14 protein-coding genes and 1 tRNA gene are annotated in these 18,970 nt (G+C 70.6%); 5 read left to right on the top strand and 10 right to left on the bottom strand.

The genetic code is table 11. The annotated features are described in order from the left end of the window. Positions 1-51: 51 nt before the first annotated feature. Entirely contained in the window at positions 52-732 is a 681-nt protein-coding gene (locus IF55_RS31325; protein WP_030888427.1) for a TetR/AcrR family transcriptional regulator, read from the bottom strand. A 7-nt stretch (positions 733-739) separates the two neighbouring features. Beyond that, entirely contained in the window at positions 740-1,843 is a 1,104-nt protein-coding gene (locus tag IF55_RS31320; RefSeq protein WP_211270065.1) for an acyl-CoA desaturase, read from the bottom strand. 293 nt (positions 1,844-2,136) lie between these two features. Between IF55_RS31320 and ppc the strand changes: the two genes are divergently transcribed. Continuing rightward, complete coding sequence (ppc, locus tag IF55_RS31315) at positions 2,137-4,824, top strand: phosphoenolpyruvate carboxylase (protein WP_048832876.1); 2,688 nt, start codon at positions 2,137-2,139, stop codon at positions 4,822-4,824. Between the two features lie 137 nt (positions 4,825-4,961). Here the strand turns inward: ppc and pth are convergent, their stop codons facing one another. From pth to IF55_RS31285, 6 genes are all read right to left on the bottom strand, one after another. Next, positions 4,962-5,552, bottom strand: coding sequence for an aminoacyl-tRNA hydrolase (gene pth, locus IF55_RS31310; protein WP_030888421.1), 591 nt, complete (start codon positions 5,550-5,552; stop codon positions 4,962-4,964). Between the two features lie 120 nt (positions 5,553-5,672). Continuing rightward, positions 5,673-6,260, bottom strand: a complete 588-nt coding sequence (locus tag IF55_RS31305) for a 50S ribosomal protein L25/general stress protein Ctc (protein WP_030888418.1) — start codon at positions 6,258-6,260, stop codon at positions 5,673-5,675. Positions 6,261-6,501: 241 nt separating this feature from the next. Continuing rightward, a complete protein-coding gene (locus tag IF55_RS31300; RefSeq protein ID WP_030888415.1) occupies positions 6,502-7,479 on the bottom strand; it encodes a ribose-phosphate diphosphokinase in 978 nt (325 codons plus the stop codon). A gap of 91 nt (positions 7,480-7,570) precedes the next feature. Beyond that, the gene (gene glmU / locus IF55_RS31295; protein WP_030888412.1) at positions 7,571-9,025 is read right to left on the bottom strand and encodes a bifunctional UDP-N-acetylglucosamine diphosphorylase/glucosamine-1-phosphate N-acetyltransferase GlmU; all 1,455 of its coding nucleotides are present in this window, start codon (positions 9,023-9,025) and stop codon (positions 7,571-7,573) included. 109 nt (positions 9,026-9,134) lie between these two features. Further along, positions 9,135-9,206 (bottom strand) — tRNA-Gln (locus IF55_RS31290). 27 nt (positions 9,207-9,233) lie between these two features. After that, the gene (locus tag IF55_RS31285; protein WP_211270064.1) at positions 9,234-10,121 is read right to left on the bottom strand and encodes a hypothetical protein; all 888 of its coding nucleotides are present in this window, start codon (positions 10,119-10,121) and stop codon (positions 9,234-9,236) included. A 155-nt stretch (positions 10,122-10,276) separates the two neighbouring features. On the opposite strand from IF55_RS31285, the gene IF55_RS31280 reads away from it, so the two are divergent. The 3 genes from IF55_RS31280 (at position 10,277) to IF55_RS31265 (ending at position 14,427) form a co-directional block, all read left to right on the top strand. Further along, positions 10,277-11,653: a sensor histidine kinase gene (locus IF55_RS31280; protein ID WP_030888406.1), complete on the top strand. Its 1,377-nt coding sequence runs from the start codon at positions 10,277-10,279 to the stop codon at positions 11,651-11,653. A 230-nt stretch (positions 11,654-11,883) separates the two neighbouring features. Beyond that, positions 11,884-12,381, top strand: coding sequence for a SigE family RNA polymerase sigma factor (locus IF55_RS31275; protein WP_030888404.1), 498 nt, complete (start codon positions 11,884-11,886; stop codon positions 12,379-12,381). 768 nt (positions 12,382-13,149) lie between these two features. Continuing rightward, positions 13,150-14,427 carry a glycosyltransferase family protein gene (locus IF55_RS31265; RefSeq protein ID WP_245661545.1) on the top strand — a complete coding sequence of 426 codons (1,278 nt, stop codon included), beginning with the start codon at positions 13,150-13,152 and terminating at the stop codon, positions 14,425-14,427. Positions 14,428-14,585: 158 nt separating this feature from the next. Here IF55_RS31265 and IF55_RS31260 read toward each other — a convergent pair whose 3' ends face one another. After that, the gene (locus IF55_RS31260; protein WP_030888394.1) at positions 14,586-15,083 is read right to left on the bottom strand and encodes an SUKH-3 domain-containing protein; all 498 of its coding nucleotides are present in this window, start codon (positions 15,081-15,083) and stop codon (positions 14,586-14,588) included. A 17-nt stretch (positions 15,084-15,100) separates the two neighbouring features. Continuing rightward, positions 15,101-15,640, bottom strand: coding sequence for a YwqJ-related putative deaminase (locus tag IF55_RS31255; protein WP_030888390.1), 540 nt, complete (start codon positions 15,638-15,640; stop codon positions 15,101-15,103). A 689-nt stretch (positions 15,641-16,329) separates the two neighbouring features. On the opposite strand from IF55_RS31255, the gene IF55_RS31250 reads away from it, so the two are divergent. Continuing rightward, entirely contained in the window at positions 16,330-17,307 is a 978-nt protein-coding gene (locus IF55_RS31250; RefSeq protein WP_030888387.1) for an HNH endonuclease, read from the top strand. The last annotated feature ends 1,663 nt before the right edge of the window (positions 17,308-18,970 follow it).

The following is an 18,970-nucleotide window of genomic DNA, read 5'->3' as shown; positions in this document are numbered from 1 at the left end:
AGGCGGCACCGGGACAGGCCGTGCCGTCAGCGCGCGGCGGCCGGGCGCGCGTCACGCCCGGCGATGGCCTATCAGCCGGGGCTTCGGCTCCAAACCATCCAGACCGTGCCACGCCAGATTCACCAGATGCGCCGCCACCTCAGCCTTCTTCGGCTTGCGCACATCCAGCCACCATTGACCCGTCAGCGCCACCATGCCCACCAGCGCCTGCGCGTACAGCGGCGCCAGCTTCGCGTCGAACCCCCGGGCCTTGAACTCCAGCCCCAGAATGTCCTCGACCTGTGTGGCGATATCACTGATCAGCGACGCGAACGTGCCCGTCGACTGCGCCACCGGCGAATCCCGCACCAGAATCCGGAAACCGTCCGTATACGACTCGATGTAATCCAGCAGCGCGAACGCCGCCTGCTCCAGCAGCTCACGCGGATGGCCCGCCGTCAGCGCCCCCGTCACCATGTCCAGGAGCTGCCGCATCTCCCGGTCCACCACCACCGCGTACAGCCCCTCCTTGCCGCCGAAGTGCTCGTACACCACCGGCTTGGAGACCCCGGCCTTCGCCGCGATCTCCTCCACCGACGTGCCCTCGAACCCCCGCTCGGCGAAGAGCGTGCGGCCGACGTCCAGCAACTGCTCGCGCCGCTCCTTGCCGGTCATCCGGACACGGCGAGTGCGGCGGGCCCCCGGCGCGGGGGTCCGGTCCTTGCCATTGCTCGTGCTGCTGTCGATCGCCACGCCTCAATCATGCCGCCTGCGCGGCACTGCCCTTCCCCGCCGCCCCGCCGGGCCCGGCGCCCCCGCCATCGCCCCCGCCGTCACCATCACCACGCGGCGGCTCACCAGCGGACCCGCCGGACCGGCCGGCGCCGTCCGCGCCCGTCTCGGCCGGCTTGCGGCGCGACGCGATACGGGCCGCGTCCGGCCAGCGCACGTCATACGCCCACCCCGCCCGCTCGCACCAGCGGATCAGCCGGGCACTGGAATCCACCTGCCCCCGCATCACACCGTGCCGCGCGCTCGTCGGGTCCGCGTGATGCAGGTTGTGCCACGACTCGCCGCACGACAGCACCGCCAGCCACCACACATTGCCCGACCGGTCCCGCGACTTGAACGGCCGCTTACCCACCGCGTGACAGATCGAATTGATCGACCACGTCACGTGGTGCAGCAGCGCCACCCGCACCAGCGAACCCCAGAAGAACGCCGTCGCGGCCCCCGCCCACGACCACGTCACCAGACCGCCGACCAGCGGCGGAATCAGCAGCGAGACCACCGTCCACAGCACGAACTGGCGCGAGATCCGACGGATCGCCGGGTCCTTGATCAGATCCGGCGCGTACTTGTGCTGCGGCGTCTGCTCCTCATCGAACATCCAGCCGATATGGGCCCACCACAGGCCCTTCAACAACGCCGGCACCGACTCACCGAACCGCCACGGCGAATGCGGATCCCCCTCCGCGTCCGAGAACCGGTGATGCCGGCGGTGATCCGCCACCCAGCGCACCAACGGCCCCTCGACCGCCAACGACCCCATCACCGCCAGCACGATCCGCAACGGCCGCTTCGCCTTGAACGCACCATGCGTGAAATAGCGGTGAAAACCGATCGTGATGCCATGGCAGCCGATGTAATACATCACCACCAGCAACCCCAGATCCAGCCACGACACCCCCCACCCCCACGCCAAGGGCACCGCGGCGACCAACGCCACGAACGGCACCGTGATGAACAGCAACAGCGCGATCTGCTCGATCGACCGCTTGTCGTCGCCACCGAGAGTGGCAGAGGCGGGCATCGGGTCCTGGGCCTTCGGCGCGTCTTCGATCACGTCGGGGCTTGCAGTCATGGCATCCCTCATGGGGGTTCGACACACGGCTACGGTTCCGTAACCTACGGCTACGTAAGTATGGCAGGGCTCGCGTATCGGGCAATAGGGCTGTGGATGACAGCGCGTCGCGGCCACCTATCCTGGGTCGCGGTCGGACAGCGCGGTCCGCAACCTCTCCAGACGTGCTCAGAACACTGCAAGGAGCCGCCCCCGTGAGCAGTGCCGACAACACCCGTCCCGCCGCCTACGGCGCCGTCACCGACACCACCGACGACACCGGCACCACCAACGGCGAAGCGACCAACGCCGCCCTGCGCGCCGACATCCGCCGCCTCGGCGACCTCCTCGGCGAGACCCTCGTCCGCCAGGAAGGCCCCGAACTCCTCGACCTCGTCGAACGCGTACGAGCCCTCACCCGCACCGACGGCGAAGCCGCCGCCGACCTCCTCGGCGCCACCGACCTGCCCACCGCCGCCAAGCTCGTACGGGCCTTCTCCACCTACTTCCACCTCGCCAACGTCACCGAGCAGGTCCACCGCGGCCGCGAGCTGCGCACCCGCCGCGCCGCCGAAGGATCGATCCTCACCCGCACCGCCGACCAGCTCAAGGACGCCGACCCCGAACACCTCAAGCAGACCGTCCACAACCTCGGCGTCCGCCCCGTCTTCACCGCACACCCCACCGAAGCCGCCCGCCGCTCCGTACTCAACAAACTCCGCCGCATCGCGGAACTCCTCGACACCGTCGCCGCCGACGACAAGCGCCGCACCGACCTGCGCCTCGCCGAGAACATCGACCTGCTCTGGCAGACCGACGAACTCCGCGTCGTCCGCCCCGAACCCGCCGACGAAGCCCGCAACGCCATCTACTACCTCGACGAACTCCACACCAACGCCGTCGGCGACGTCCTCGAAGACCTCGCCGCCGAACTCGCCCGCGTCGGCGCCCCCCTCCCCGCCACCACCCGCCCCCTCACCTTCGGCACCTGGATCGGCGGCGACCGCGACGGCAACCCCAACGTCACCCCCCAAGTCACCTGGGACGTCCTCCTCCTCCAACACGAACACGGCATCACCGACGCCCTCGACGTCCTCGACCACCTCCGCGCCGCCCTCTCCAACTCCATCCGCAACTGCGGCGCCACCGAAGAACTCCTCACCTCCCTCCAGCACGACCTCGAACTCCTCCCCGAGATCAGCCCCCGCTACAAGCGCCTCAACGCCGAAGAGCCCTACCGCCTCAAGGCCACCTGCATCCGGCAGAAACTCGTCAACACCCGCGAACGCCTCGCCGCCGGAGCACCCCACCAAAACGGCCGCGACTACCTCGGCACCCCCGAACTCCTCGCCGACCTCCAACTCCTCCAGGACTCCCTGCGCGCCCACCGCGGCGAACTCATCGCCGACGGCCGCCTCGAACGCGCCATCCGCACCCTCGCCGCCTTCGGCCTCCAACTCGCCACCATGGACGTACGCGAACACGCCGACGCCCACCACCACGCCCTCGGCCAGCTCTTCGACCGACTCGGCGAGGAAACCTGGCGCTACACCGACATGCCCCGCGACTACCGGCGCAAGCTCCTCGCCAAGGAACTCCGCTCCCGCCGCCCCCTCGCCCCCAGCCCCGCCCCCCTCGACGCCGCCGGCGCCAAAACCCTCGGCGTCTTCCAGACCATCCACAAAGCCATGGAAAGCTTCGGACCCGACGTCATCGAGTCCTACATCATCTCCATGTGCCAAGGCTCCGACGACGTCTTCGCCGCCGCCGTCCTCGCCCGCGAAGCCGGCCTCCTCGACCTCCACGCCGGCTGGGCCAAAATCGGCATCGTCCCCCTCCTGGAAACCACCGACGAACTCAAAGAAGCCGACCGCATCCTCGACGAAATGCTCGCCGACCCCTCCTACCGACGCCTCGTAGCGCTCCGCGGCGACGTCCAGGAAGTCATGCTCGGCTACTCCGACTCCTCCAAATTCGGCGGCATCACCACCTCCCAGTGGGAAATCCACCGCGCACAACGCCGACTGCGCGACGTAGCCCACCGCTACGGCGTCCGCCTCCGCCTCTTCCACGGCCGCGGCGGCACCGTCGGCCGCGGCGGCGGCCCCACCCACGACGCCATCCTCGCCCAGCCCTGGGGCACCCTCGAAGGCGAAATCAAGGTCACCGAACAAGGCGAGGTCATCTCCGACAAATACCTCGTCCCCTCCCTCGCCCGCGAAAACCTCGAACTCACCGTCGCCGCCACCCTCCAGGCATCCGCCCTGCACACCGCCCCCCGCCAGTCCCAAGAAGCCCTCGCCCGCTGGGACGCGGCCATGGACACCGTCTCCGACGCCGCCCACACCGCCTACCGCCGACTCGTCGAAGACCCCGACCTCCCCGCCTACTTCTTCGCCTCCACCCCCGTCGACCAACTCGCCGAACTCCACCTCGGCTCCCGCCCCTCCCGACGCCCCGACAGCGGCGCCGGCCTCGACGGACTCCGCGCCATCCCCTGGGTCTTCGGCTGGACCCAATCCCGCCAGATCGTCCCCGGCTGGTACGGCGTCGGCTCAGGGCTCAAAGCCGCCCGCGAAGCCGGCCTCGACACCGTCATCGACGAAATGCACGAACACTGGCACTTCTTCCAGAACTTCCTGTCCAACGTCGAAATGACCCTCGCCAAAACCGACCTGCGCATCGCCCGGCACTACGTCGACACCCTCGTACCCGACAACCTCAAGCACGTCTTCGCCACCATCGAAGCCGAACACGAACTCACCGTCCGCGAAGTCCTGCGCATCACCGGCGAAAACGACCTCCTCGACGCCAACCCGGAACTCCGCCAGACCTTCCGCGTCCGCGACGCCTACCTCGACCCCATCTCCTACCTCCAAGTCACCCTCCTGCACCGCCAGCGCGAAGCCGCCGGCCGCGGCGAAGAACCCGACCCCGTACTCGGCCGCGCCCTCCTCCTGACCGTCAACGGCGTCGCCGCCGGCCTCCGCAACACCGGCTGACCCCCACCCTCCGCACAACACGACGGCGGCCCCCCACCGAAGGATCGGTGAGGGGCCGCCGCCATGAAAGCGCTCAGGAGTCGTACGTACTCCGCGCCCGCCTGCTCAGGAGTCGTACGTACGCCGCGCCCGCCCGCTCAAGAGTTGTACGTACTCTGCGCCCGCTCCAGACCATCCACGACCAGCGACTCCACCGCATCCGCCGCCCGGTCCACGAAATAGTCCAGCTCCTTGCGCTCCGCCGACGAGAAATCCTTCAACACGAAATCCGCCACCTGCATACGACCCGGCGGACGCCCGATCCCGAACCGCACCCGGTGATAATCCGGCCCCAACGACTTCGTCATCGACTTCAACCCGTTGTGCCCATTGTCACCACCGCCCAACTTCAGCCGCAGCGCCCCGTAATCAATGTCCAACTCGTCATGAACCGCGACGATCCGCTCCACCGGCACCTTGTAGAAATCACGCAGCGCGGTCACCGGACCACCCGACAGATTCATGAACGACATCGGCTTCGCCACGATCACCCGACGGTTCGACGGACCCGGCGCACCGATCCGCCCCTCCACCACCTGCGCCCGCGCCTTGTGCGCCTTGAACTTCGACCGCATCCGCTCCGCGAGCAGATCCGCGACCATGAAACCCACATTATGGCGATTGGCCGCGTACTCCTGGCCGGGATTGCCCAGCCCCACGATCAGCCAGGGCCCCACTGCATCCGTCATCCGCATGTCTCCTTGAAGCCACTCAGCCGCCGTCCCGGCGCCTACGGCGCGGAACGACGGCTGAAGGAAGAGGTTACCGGCGCGAGGAACGCCCCGAAGCGCCCCTCACCAGGCGACCGCTCAGGCCTCGGCGCCCTCGGCGTCCTCGGCCGACTCCTCGACGGCCTCGGCCTGAGCCGCGACGACCTGGAGCACCACGGTGTCCTCCTCGACGGCCAGCGTGCTGCCGGCCGGCAGGGTGATGTCCTTCGCCAGCACGGAGTGACCGGCGTCCAGACCCGCGATGGAGACCGTCACCGACTCCGGGATGTGCGTGGCCTCGGCCTCGACCGGCAGCGTGTTGAGGATGTGCTCCAGCAGGTTGCCGCCCGGCGCCAGGTCGCCCTCGGTGTGGATCGGGATCTCGACGGTGACCTTCTCACCCTTCTTGACCGCCAGGTAGTCCACGTGGACCAGGAAGCCGCGGATGGCCTCACGCTGCACGGCCTTCGGGATGCACAGCTCGCTCTTGCCGTCGATGTCCAGGTTCAGCAGCGCGTTCGGGGTCTTCAGCGCCATCATCAGAGCGTGGCTGTCGATCGCGACGTGCTTCGGCTCACCGCCGTGACCGTAGATGACACCGGGAACCTTGTCCTCGCGGCGCACACGGCGCGCGGCGCCCTTGCCGAACTCGGTACGGACCTCGGCGGTCAGCTTGACCTCAGCCATGGTGACTCCTCGTAGTAGATGTATCCAGCGGGCGTCACCCGGCCCACGACAGACCTGCTACGAAGAGCGCGTCGATAACGGACCGCCGCACCTTACGGATGCGGCCTCCCTCGCCGAGCAACTCCACGAGTCTACCCGGCGGGGGAGGCCGCCCAGAAATCGATCAAGCGATCCGATCAGCGAAGCCGATCAGCGGAACCGATCAGCAGGACCGATCAGGCCGCATGCCGGACCGGCATTCTCACGCGTGCTCCTCGAAGAGGCTCGTCACCGAACCGTCCTCGAACACCTCACGCACCGCCCGCGCGATCGTCGGCGCCATCGACAGCACCGTGATCTTGTCGAGCTCCAGCTCACTCGGGGTCGGCAGGGTATTCGTGAAGACGAACTCGCTCACCTTCGAATTCTTCAGCCGATCCGCCGCCGGACCCGACAGCACCCCATGCGTGGCCGTCACGATGACGTCCTCCGCACCATTCGCGAACAGCGCGTCCGCCGCCGCACAGATCGTGCCGCCCGTGTCGATCATGTCATCGACCAGGACACAGACCCGGCCCTTCACATCACCGACGACCTCATGCACCGTGACCTGATTGGCCACGTCCTTGTCCCGCCGCTTGTGCACGATCGCCAGCGGCGCGCCCAGCCGGTCGCACCACCGGTCCGCCACCCGCACCCGGCCGGCGTCCGGCGACACGATCGTCAGCTTCGAACGGTCCACCTTCGCGCCCACGTAATCCGCCAGCACCGGCAGCGCGAACAGGTGGTCCACCGGCCCGTCGAAGAAGCCCACGATCTGGTCCGTGTGCAGGTCGACCGTCACGATGCGGTCCGCGCCCGCCGTCTTCAGCAGATCCGCGATCAGCCGCGCCGAGATCGGCTCACGGCCACGGTGCTTCTTGTCCTGCCGGGCATAGCCGTAGAACGGCAGAATCACGGTGATGCTCTCCGCGGAAGCCCGCTTCAGAGCGTCGACCATGATCAACTGCTCCATGATCCACTTATTGATCGGAGCCGTATGGCTCTGCATCACAAAGCAATCAGCGCCACGCGCCGACTCCTGAAAACGGACGTAGATCTCGCCATTGGCGAAGTCGAAAGCCTTCGACGGGACCAGGTGCGCCCCCAGCTGATGAGCGACCTCCTCCGCAAGCTCGGGGTGGGCGCGGCCGGAGAAGAGCATCAACTTCTTCTCGCCCGTCGTCTTGATCCCGGTCACAGCACGGTCTCCTTGCCAGCTCAATGGAATGGTGGGCACATTCTGCGCGCCTATCACGGTACGCCCCGCACGACGCACCCCTTCGCGGTCACTACTCGGACTCAGGCTCCGAACGAGCCACAGAAGCAGCCTGCGCGGCGGCGCTCCCCGGGCGCTTACGAGCCACCCAACCCTCGATATTCCTTTGCTGGCCCCGGGCCACCGCCAACGAACCCGGCGGCACATCCTTCGTGATGACCGACCCCGCCGCCGTGTAAGCCCCGTCCCCGATCGTGACAGGCGCCACAAACATGTTGTCCGAACCGGTACGGCAATGAGCCCCCACCGTCGTGTGATGCTTCGCCTGCCCGTCGTAATTCACGAACACGCTCGCCGCACCGATATTGGTGAACTCACCGATCGTCGCGTCCCCCACATACGACAGATGCGGCACCTTCGTGCCCTCACCGATCACGGCATTCTTCATCTCCACATACGTACCGGCCTTCGACTTCACACCCAGCCGCGTACCCGGCCGCAGATACGCGTACGGACCCACACTCGCCCCCGCACCGATCACCGCGCCATCCGACACCGTGTTCGTCACCACCGCGCCCGCACCCACCGACGTGTCCTTCAACCGCGAATTCGGCCCCACCTCACAACCGGCCGCCAACCGCGTCGAACCCAGCAACTGCGTACCCGGATGAACCAAAGCGTCCGGCTCGAACTCCACCGACACATCGACCCACGTCGTCGCCGGATCCACGACCGTCACACCGGCCAGCATCGCCTCACGCAGCAACCGCTCGTTCAGCAACCGCCGCGCCTCCGCCAACTGCACCCGGTTGTTGATCCCCAGAATCTCCCGGTGATCACCGGCCACCGACGCACCCACCCGGTGCCCCGCCTCCCGCAGAATGCCGAGCACATCCGTCAGGTACTCCTCACCCTGACTGTTGTCCGTACGCACCTTGCCCAGCGCGTCCGTCAGCAACTGCGCGTCGAACGCGAAGACCCCGGAATTGATCTCCTTGATCGCCCGCTGCGCCTCCGTGGCGTCCTTGTGCTCCACGATCGCGGTCACCGCGCCGCTCGCCCCGTCGCGCACGATCCGCCCGTACCCGGTCGAGTCCGGGACCTCGGCGGACAGCACGGTCACGGCGTTGCGGTCGGCGGCGTGCGTCTCGGCGAGCTGCCGCAGCGTCGCACCGGTCAGCAGCGGAGTGTCGCCGCAGACCACGACGACCGTGCCGTCGAGCGCGACACCCCCGTCGCTCAGCGTCTCCAGTCCGATGCGCACGGCATGGCCGGTGCCGTTCTGCTCGTGCTGCACGGCGGTGTGGACGGCGGGATCGATCTCGGCGAGATGCGCGGAGACCTCCTCGCGGGCATGGCCGACCACCACGACAAGGTGCTCGGGATCCAGCTCACGGGAGGCGGCGGCGACATGTCCGACGAGAGATCGACCGCAGATCGCGTGCAGGACCTTGGGGGTAGCCGACTTCATGCGGGTGCCCTCACCCGCTGCGAGGACGACGACGGCTGCCGGGCGGTTGGCGCTCACGGGTGTGCCCTTCGGCTTCGGGTGGTGGACAACCGAAGGATACCGGTGCGTATGTGACCTGAAACGAGGAAGGGTCCTGACCTGGGGGTCAGGACCCGAACTCAGCTTGCTCCCCTGCCAGGACTCGAACCCGGACAGATGGCACCAAAAGCCACAGTGCTACCAATTACACCACAGGGGACCATAAGGGTCGAAATCGGACATTGCGTCAGGCTGTCGACCCGGCCCCCAATACTATGCCGTACCACCAGCCCTCGATGCGACGGTATAGGTCGGCGCTTTGCCGCACACGGACCACCAGGCAGCCTCGATAGGCCTCGCCCACGTTCTTCCGGACGGTCTTGGGGTTGTGCTTCTTGATCACGGTTTTACCCAGAGCCTCTGGGGAGAGGCCTGCTAGCTCGGCCCAGTACCGCTCCGCCGACGGGATGTCGGCTGACTCGTGGATTGAGACGTGGCAACGGAGCCGGTCCGGCTCGACGCCCAGTAGTGCGAGCCAGCGGAGGAACAGCCGGATGACGTCCGGATCACTGTTGATGAACTGGACCAGTTCGCGCCGCGCGTGAGCTTTGTCCTTCGTGCCCTCGGCCCAGTAGAGGACCACTCCGGCGACGAGCAGTTCTTGGTCGCTCAGGGTGCCGATCTCGCGAGAGGCGTCCAGCTTGACCTCCTGCCGCTCCGCCTCCCGCCGGGCCAGTGTCGCCTCCCAGCCTCGGCGGGCGATCGCCGAGGCTTCTTCCTTGGTGCGGGGAGGCGGCTTGGGGAGGTCGCGGACCCAGAGGGAGATGGAGCTCTTCGAGCAGCCGAGTTCGAGTTGGATCTGGTCGTAGGTGAGGCCGCGGGTGCGCAGTTCGCGGGCGGTGGCGCGGAGGTCGTCCTTGGCGTTGGGGCGCTTGGTCCACTCCGGCGGGGGTTCGCCTTCGAGGAGGCGGTTGAGGAGGTCGTTGTTGCCGACCTTGAGGCGGTCGCGTATCTGCCGGCGGCTGAGACCTTCCTTGCGGAGGGTGAGGGCCGCTTCGCGCAGTTGGTCGAAGGAGGCCGTGCCGTGGCGGAGGCCGCCCACTCCGTCGCCTTCTCGGCGTCGTACATCGGTCATGGCGGCAGCCTTGTCGTTCGTGTGGACAGAGGTGTCGAAAACGTGGTCGATTCAATAGTTCGGATGAATGCGGTGCTTTTCGTGTGCGTTCGAGCCCGTCGCGTGCTGTCGCAGGCAACGGATAACCGGTGGCGCCCCCCTTTACGCTGGAAGGCATGACCACAACGGGGGAAGCCGCAGGAATGGGCGTGCGAGGCGCGCCGACGGGGCCGTGGTGGTGGGCGCGGCGCCGGTCTCTGGTGCTGGATGTCTGCCTGGCTCTGGCGTCGGTGCTGGAGTGCGTGGGGGAGGGGGCTCGTTTCGCGGACGAGGCCGCGCTGCCGGTGTTGCTCGGCGTGCTGGCGGGCGTGCTGGCGGGGTCGGTGATGCTGGTGCGTCGGCGGTGGCCGGTGGCGGCGGTGTTGGTGTCGATCGCTGTGACGCCCGCGCAGATGGGTTTTCTGTTGGGCGTGGTGGGGCTTTATACGCTCGCCGCGTCGGATGTGCCGCGTCGGATCATCGCGGTGCTGGCGGGGATGTCCGTGCTGGGGACGCTGGTCGTGGTCTTCGTGCGGTTTGACCGGGACATGGCGCAGGACGGTTATACGCCGGGCGCGTGGCTGATCGTGGCGATCTCGGTGCTGGTGGCGTTGGGGCTGGCGGGTCCGCCGGTGTTGCTGGGGATGTATGTCGGGGCGCGGCGGCGGTTGGTGGAGAGTCTGCGGGAGCGTGCGGATGGGCTGGAGCGGGAGTTGTCGCTGTTGGCCGATCGTGCGGAGGAGCGGGCGGAGTGGGCGCGTAGTGAGGAGCGGACGCGGATCGCTCGGGAGATGCACGATGTGGTGGCGCATCGGGTGTCGTTGATGGTGGTGCATGCGGCGGCGTTGCAGGCGGTCGCGGTGAAGGATCCGGAGAAGGCGTCGCGGAACGCGGCTCTGGTGGGGGATATGGGGCGGCAGGCGCTGACCGAGTTGCGGGAGATGCTCGGGGTGTTGCGGCGGACGCCTGAGGGGCAGGTGGCGGAGAGACCGTCGGCCGCTGAGCCGGTTCGGTTGGCGGCTGCGATGGCGGCGGCTTCGGGCGGTCCGGCGGAGGGCGCGGTGGAGGCGCCGGCCGGGGCCGCGCCGGGTGTGACGTTGGTTACGGCCGAGGGGGGCGAGGGTCCGGGCCTCGCTGACCTGGAGGATCTGGTCGGGCAGTCGCGGGCGGCCGGGATGGTCGTGGAGCTGTTGGCGGAGGGGGAGGAGCGGTCGTACGCGGCGTCGGTGGAGCAGACGGCGTACCGGGTGGTCCAGGAGGCGCTGACCAATGTGCACAAGCACGCGTCGGGGGCGAAGACCTGGGTGCGGCTGGCGCGTCGGGAGGCGGAGGTCGCGTTGCAGGTGGAGAACGGGCCGTCGGACGGGGGTGCGGATGTGCGGCTGCCGAGCGGGGGCAATGGGCTGGTCGGCATGCGGGAGCGGGTGTCGGCGCTGGGCGGGGTGTTCGTGTCGGGGCCGACGGACGCGGGCGGTTTCCGGGTGTCGGCGGTGATCCCGGGCGCTTCGTCGTGAGCGTGGCGGGGTCGGGGGCCGCGGGTTTTCGTCGTGGCTGTGGCTGTGGCTGTGGCCGTGGCTGCGGGTGCCGCGTCGTGGGCGTGGGGCCTGCCGGTCTGTGCCGTGGTTCCCGTACTTCTCGTGCTGTGGGCGCGTCGCGGGTTTCGTGAATTTCTGTCGTCGGCTGTCAACCGGCGGCTGGGTCTCGTGCGTATGGGGTGTGAGACCGAACGGATTTGGAGCCCGGTTTGACCGTCGAGGAGTTCGAGGAGTTCTACGAGCACGCGGTCAGACGGCTCACGGGTCAGCTCTACGTCATGCTCGGCGATCTGCACGAGGCTCAGGACGTGGTGCAGGAGGCGTTCGTCCGGGGGTGGAGCCGGCGGCGGCAGTTGGCTCGGGACGGGGCTCCGGAGGCGTGGATCCGGAAGGTCGCGTGGCGGCTCGCGGTGAGCCGGTGGCGTGGGCTGCGGCGGGCGGAGGACGCCTGGCGGCGGCATGGGGGGCCGCCGGAGGTGGCGGGGCCGGATACGGGTTCGGTGGAGCTGGTGGAGGCCCTGCGGGGGCTGTCGCCGCAGCAGCGCCGGACCGTGACGCTGCACTACGTGTGTGATCTGTCCGTCGAGCAGATCGCCGCCGAGACGGGGCTGTCCGGCGGGACGGTCAAGACCCATCTGTCGCGGGGTCGGGCGGCGCTCGCCGGGCGGTTGCGCGATTCGTACTCCGAGGAGGCTCCCGGTGTCTGACGGTTCCGACCGGCGCGGTGCGACTGGTCCTGCTGGGTCTTCTGGTCCTGCTGGGGCTGTTGGTTTCGACGGGTTGGCGGCCGGGCTGAAGGGGCTGGCGGCCGCCGGGCAGAGCGGTGCGACGCCGGTGCCGGCGGCGGTGGTGGCGGCGCGCGGCCGGCGGTTGCGGCAGCGTCGGCTGGCGGCGTTCGCGGCGGTGGCGTGTCTGGTCGTGGGCGGGGGGAGCGGGACGCTGGCCGCGGTGTTGTCGCGGGCCGGCGGGGGCGGGGACGGTGGTACGTCGCCTGCCGGGGTGCCGTCGGGGGTGCCGGTGCCGTCGTCCACGGATCGTGGGGGCAGGGGCGAGACGGGGCCGCCGGACGGGTCCGCGGGGTCGTCGAGTCCGTCGTATCCGCCCTCGTATTCGCCGTCCTCCACGCGCAGCTCGACATCAACATCCACATCCACATCCACATCAACGTCGACTTCGACGTCCGACGCGTCCGGTGGGCGGGCGGGCCTCGGCTCGTCCTCCGCCGATTCCTCCACTGATTACTCGACTGATTCGTCGATCGATTCCTCGGCTGATTCCTTGGGCGGCGCTTCTCCTGACGGCGAGCCGCCGTAGTCCGGGTTTCGGCCATCGGCTCTTCGTGGGTCCTGTTCTCGCCCTTGCCCGTTTCCTTCGTTCGCACTTGTGTCCTTATGTTCTTTGTCCGTACCTCGGCGGTGGTCTTCCGCCGGGTGGTTTCCGCGCCCTTCGGGCGCCGCGTCAGGAGTAGTTCACCCATGGTCACTGCACCGTCGTTGGAGGCGCTGCGGCCCGCTGGTCCGCCTGAGTCCGGGGCCGGGTCCTGGCGTCGTCCGTGGCGCCGGCTGGCTCCGGCGGACTGGTCGGTGCTGCGCGTCTACGCGCTGAGCCGGATCGGTGTCTGGATCGTCGTGTACGGCGCGGCGTGGATATTTCCCGGTGATCCGTCGGCGAAGCAGCCGACTCCGTGGGTTTCCCGCTGGGACCGGTGGGACTGGGGGCATTTCAAGCGAATAGCGGAGTTCGGCTATTTCACCGGGCAGGGGGCGGCGGGGAGTGCGCAGCCGGATAACCGGGAGGCGTTCTTCCCGGGTTTTCCGATGCTGGTGCGGCTGCTGCATTCGCTGGGCATGGGGTGGACGTTCTCGGGGCTGTTGATCTCGTTCGTGGCGGGGGCGGTCGCGGTGGTGGCGCTGGCCCGTATCGCGCGGCTGTATCTGAGCCGTCGCGGGGGGAGCGGCGGCGTGGCGGCCGGGGCGTCGGCCGGGCTCCCGGCCGCGGAGGGGGGCCCGGACGTGGGGCGGCGGGCCGCGCTTTTCCTGCTGCTGTCGCCGTGTGCGGTGTTCCTGGCGGCGGGCTATACGGAGGCGATCTTCCTGGCGTTCGCGCTGCCTGCCTGGCTGGCGGCGAAGCGGGGGCGGTGGCCGTTGGCGTCGCTGCTGGCGATGGGGGCGACGGTCACCCGGATAAGCGGTCTGTTCCTGCTGGCGGCGCTGGTGGTGGAGTTCTTCCTGGGGAGCGGTGGGCTGCGGGAACGGCTGCGGTCCCTGCCCTGGCTGGCGCTGCCCGCGGTTCCCGTCGTCGGCTATTTCGGCTATCTCTACGCGCGTACGGGCGACCTGATGGCGTGGAAGCACGCGGAGGAGCGCGGCTGGAACCGTGAGTTCCACGCGCCGTGGGAGGCGTGGCACAACACCTGGGTGGCGGCGTTCGGCCATGTGCAGTCCACAGGGTTCGCGGTGATGTTCCAGGCGGAGCTGGTCGCGATGGTGCTGGGGGTGGTGCTGCTGGGCGTACTGGCGTGGCGGCGGCGCTGGTCGGAGACGGCCTATATGGCGCTGAGCCTCTGGGCGTTGGGAACGTCGTACTGGTACGTGTCCGTGCCGCGCGCGACGTTGCTGTGGTGGCCGCTGTGGATCGGGCTGGCGTTGTGCAGCCTGCGGTGGCGGTGGGTGAAGGACGCGTATGTGTGTGTGGCGGGGCCGTTGATGGCGTTGATGGTGGTCGCGTTCACGACGGGGCGGTGGGCGGGCTGAGGGCGCTCGTCCTGCCCGCGCGAGCCCCCTCCTGGCCGCGAGAGCCCCCCCTGCCCGCGCGGGCCTCGACCTCACCGCGTGAGCCTTGCCCCCGAGCCGCCCCCGTTCCCCCGTTCCCCCGTTCCCCCGCTCCTTCCGCCCCCCCGCCTGCCGTCGTGTCAGGCGCGGCTGAGGCGGGCGGGCTGGGCGCCGCTGAGGAGGGTGCCGATGGCGTGGTCGATGTCGCTGCCGAGGTACCAGTCGCCGGTGTGGTCGAGGCTGTAGACGCGGCCTTCGGCGTCGACGGCGAGGAGCGCCTGGGTGTGCGGTTCCTGGCCGAGGGGGCTGACCTCGACGCCCAGGGCGCGGCCGAGGTCGGCGAGGGTGCGGGCGAGGTGGAGGCCGTGCAGGGGGTCGATGTGGAAGGGGGTCGGGGCGATCTGCCGGCCCTGGCCGGCGGCGGCGATGTGCAGGCCGCCGAATTCGGCCCAGGCCTCGACGGCGGCGGGGAAGACGGAGTGCCGGTGTCCGGCGGGGGAGACGTGGGCGCGGAGGGCGTCGGCCCACTGTTCGGCCTGTTTGATGTCCCAGCGGCCGGGCTGCCAGCCGGCTTCGCGGAGGGCGGCGTCGACGGCGGCGGGGAAGCGGGTGGCGGCGGTGCGGTCGAAGGCGCGCATGTCCGTCATGTCGGGGTTCAGCCCCTGCCGTTGTCGTGGGTGGGGGCGGCGAGGTCGATGGCCCGTACGCCGAAGTGGGCGAGGAGCGCGTCGCAGGAGCGGCAGGGCGCGGCGTAGCTGCCGTGCCGGGGGTCGCCGTCCTCCCGGATGTGGCGCGCGGTGAGGCGGGCGTGCTTGAGGGCGCGGCGGGCCTCGCCCTGGGAGAAGGGTTTGCGGGATGCGCGTTTGCTGCGGCCCGCTTCGGCGCCGGTCAGGAAACGGGAGAGGAGTACGGCCTCCGGGCAGCGGCCGGTGAAGCGTTCGCGCTGCGCGCTGGTGAGGGTGTCGAGGTAGTCCTGCACCAGGGGGTGGAGCGTGGGCGGCTGTTCTCCTCTGCCCGCGGTGCAGGTGAGGGTCTTGCCGCGGACGGAGAGCGCGGCGGCGACGGCGGGCAGGATGCCGTCGCGGCGGTGCAGCAGCGGGGGCGCCTGTACCGAGTCGTCGGTGGCGCTCCAGCTCAGCCGGGGGTCGCCCGGCGGGGGCGCGGCGTCGGAGCCGCGATCTTGCGTCGTGTGCATGTGGTGCTCTTCCCTCCCGTGCAATCCCCCTGTTGCGGGGATCAGATTGCCAAATGGGATGCCGGGTGCGGAAGTCAGGTGTGCGTTGTGCGCGAGTTGTGTGGCGGGCGGTCACCGTGAGGTAACGGGTCGTCGTGATGGATGGGGTGGATGGGACGCTGGTGGCGGGTCTGTCGCCGTCGTTCGCGCCTGCGTACAGATTTTCCGCGGGTGACGCGGGAGGCTGCGGCTTTTCCGCGGGCGTCGCGGGAGGCTGCGGTGTACGCGCGCGGCTGCGGCGTTCTGGACGTTCTGGACGTTCTGGACGCGGAGGCGCCGGGTGGGGTCCGCCAGTACGTCCCGAGCCGAGGTCGAGACCGTACGAGCCGGGGTCGCGACCGTACGGACCGGGTGCGCCGGAATCGTACGGGCTGGGGGAGCCGGGATCGTACGAGCCGGGGGGCGCGGGCGTAGCGGCCGGGCGCACGGGCCGTACGGGCGCACGGGGCGTACGGGCCGGGGAGACCGGGGCCGGGCGTACGGCGCGTACAGGCCGGAGGGTCCGGGGCCGGGCGGGCGGCGGATGCGGGTCGTCGCCGCTCAAGGCCGTGCTCGGCGGGCGTACGGCGGGCGTACGACGGGGGCGGGGGCCCAGTCCGGGCAGCGCTTAGGCTGTCCGCAACACCCATACGCAGCAGGGGGCATCCGCCATGACGACAGGTCGGCTCGGGCAGCAGGCCGCGCCACCGAACACGGCCTATGCCGGGCAGGTCGTGCACTTCCCGGACCCGGTCCGGGCCGCGCGCCACCCCAAGGGCGTATGGGTGGACCGGGACGGTTTCCCGGACTTCTCGCCGTACGCGCGGGCCGCCGCCGAGATCGCGGAGCCGCCGGAGGGGTTCGGCGTGGACGAGCTGCGGCTCACCGACTACGTGTCCGCGAACGCCGCCCTGCACGCGGCCGGCCACGAACTGTGGGCCAGCCTGCCGTCCGTCGCGACGCCGCACGGCTGGACCTGGCACCACGTGGTGGGCACGCGCCGGCTGGAGCTGATCCCGGTCGAGGTCAAGGCGCTGCTGCGGCACCACGGGGGGCTGGCGACGGCCGCCGTCGATCACGCCAAGCGCGGTACGCGGCCGTTGCAGGAGACCCGGCCGGTGCACTTCGCGCTGCCGCAGCGGGATCTCGCGGTGGCGGAGGACGACGTGCTGGGCGTCGAGGAGGACCTGGGGTACCGGCTGCCGGGCGCCTACCGTTCGTTCCTGAAGGCGGCGGGCGGCTGCGCGCCGGTCGGCGCGGCGCTCGATCCGGAGCTGGGGCTCCTGGTGGACCAGCCGTTCTTCACGGTGCGCGGCGAGGCGGCGGTCAATGACCTCGTCTACATCAACAAGTGTCTGCGCGACCACTTCACCAAGGACTACCTGGGCGTCGGCTTCATGCAGGGCGGTGTACTGGCCGTGAAGGTGAAAGGCGATGCCATCGGCTCGGTGTGGTTCTGCGCGTACGACGACGCGCGGGACCGGGACGGCTGGTCGGTCCAGGAGCGCGTCGAGCGGCTGCTGCTGCCCTGCGGTGAGGACTTCGACGCCTTCCTGCTGCGGCTGGCGGGCGGCCCGCCGGAGCTGGAGACCGTGGCGAACCTGATGGTGGACGGTGGCTTCGCGTCCGCCGTCCCGGTGGAGGGGTGAGCGCGATGGTGACGTTCGCGCAGGCGCAGGAGCGCGCGGAGGGCTGGGTCAACGGCGATGTGCCGGCGTACCAGCACCGCGAGGTGCGGGTACGCGAGTTCGACCTGGGCTTCGTCGCCTGGGCCGAGGACCGTGAGGACGGCCCGGCGGTGGACGGCGGCAGCGCCCGGCTGGTGATCGCGCGGGACAGCGGCGAGACGACGCTGTGGCCGGGGCTGCCGGTGGGCGAGGTGATCCGGCGGTACGAGGAGGAGTACGGGGCCGCTCCGGCACCGGAACCGGCCGAAGCGGGGCCGCCGAAGCGCGTCGACCTTGAGGTCACATCGTTTCTGCTGACTCCGCCGGAGTGGCTGCAGCAGGCCGCGGACGAGATCGGGATTCCGGACCGGCGGCCTGCGGGTGCGGCGGGGTCGGCTGGGTCGGCGGGCGCGGCTTCTTCGCCTGCGCCGGAGCGTTCGGCTTCTTCGGGTTCTTCGGCTTCTTCGGGTGCGGCGGCTGCCGGTGGGGCTGGGGCTGGTGCCGCTGCGGCTGCGCCTGTGGCGCCGGGCGGGCCGGACGCGTGGCCCGCGCCTGCTTCGTCCGTGCCGATGGACGAACCCGCCGGTTCCGGTTCCGGCGACGCCCCCGGCCCGGTACCGCCCGCCGCGTCGCCCGCGTCCGCCGGGGCCACTCCGTGGGCCGGGGCCGACACCAACGCGGGTCGCGGCGACGGCGACGACCGTTCCGTCGCCCCTCCCGCCACGGTCTTCGCGCCGCCGCTCAGCGGTACGGACGGCGACGACACCCCGCCGTCCGGGGTGCGGCCCGAGGCCAAGACGGAGCTGCTGAGCAGGGGTGGCTCGCTGCCGCCGACGGCGGTCGCGCCGGCGCAGCCTTCTTCGGGTTCCGCGCCCGCGCCCGCGTCAGGGCCCGGTGCGCCGGGTGCTCCGGCGGGTGGGTACGTGCCGACGCAACTGGTCGCCTCGCCCGACGCCGAGGCCGGTGGCCCGGGCGCGGGTGCGGCGGGTGCCGCTCCGCCCCGCCCGTCGGCCGCGCCGGGCGTTCCCGGCACGCCTGCCGGTCCCGGGCCGCAGCCGCCGGCCGCGCCGGGTGCTTCCGGTTCTGCGGCGGGCGGGACGCCGCCGCCCGCAGGCGCTCCGAGTGGGCCGGGCGGACCAGGCGGACCGGCCGCGGGCGCCCCCCAACCGCCGGCCGGGCCGGCGCACCCTCCCACGGTGTTCGCAGGCCCCGGAGCCCCGGAAGCCCCGCCGTACCCGGCCGCGCCGGGACAGGCCGGGCACCCGAGCCCGTCGCCGAACCAGCCGTCAGCCGGCCCCACGCCACCCGCGCCCCCCGGCCGGCCCGCCCCGGCGGGCATGCCGTCCGGTGCGCCGGGCGCCGCCGGTTCCAACTACCCGGTCGCGTCCGGCGCTCCGGGCCGGTCCGGTGCTCCGGGGGCCGCCCAGGGGCAGCCCGGCGCGCCCGGTGCCGCCGGACCTAACGTCCCGGGTCAGCCCGCCGCACCCGGTGCCGCCGGTTCCAACTACCCGGCCCCGCCCGGCGCTCCGGGCCAGTCCGGCGCGCCTAGCGCCTCGGGTCGGCCCAACCAGCCCAGCGCCTCCAATACCCCCAGCCACCCCGCGCCGCCCGGGGCACCCGGAGCCCCCGGCACCCCGCCCCCCGG

Origin of the sequence: Streptomyces varsoviensis (genome assembly GCF_000718635.1) — a bacterium.
GTDB lineage: Bacteria > Actinomycetota > Actinomycetes > Streptomycetales > Streptomycetaceae > Streptomyces > Streptomyces varsoviensis.
Note: the sequence above shows the minus strand (reverse complement) of the source record. Positions and strands in the feature narration are given on the sequence as shown.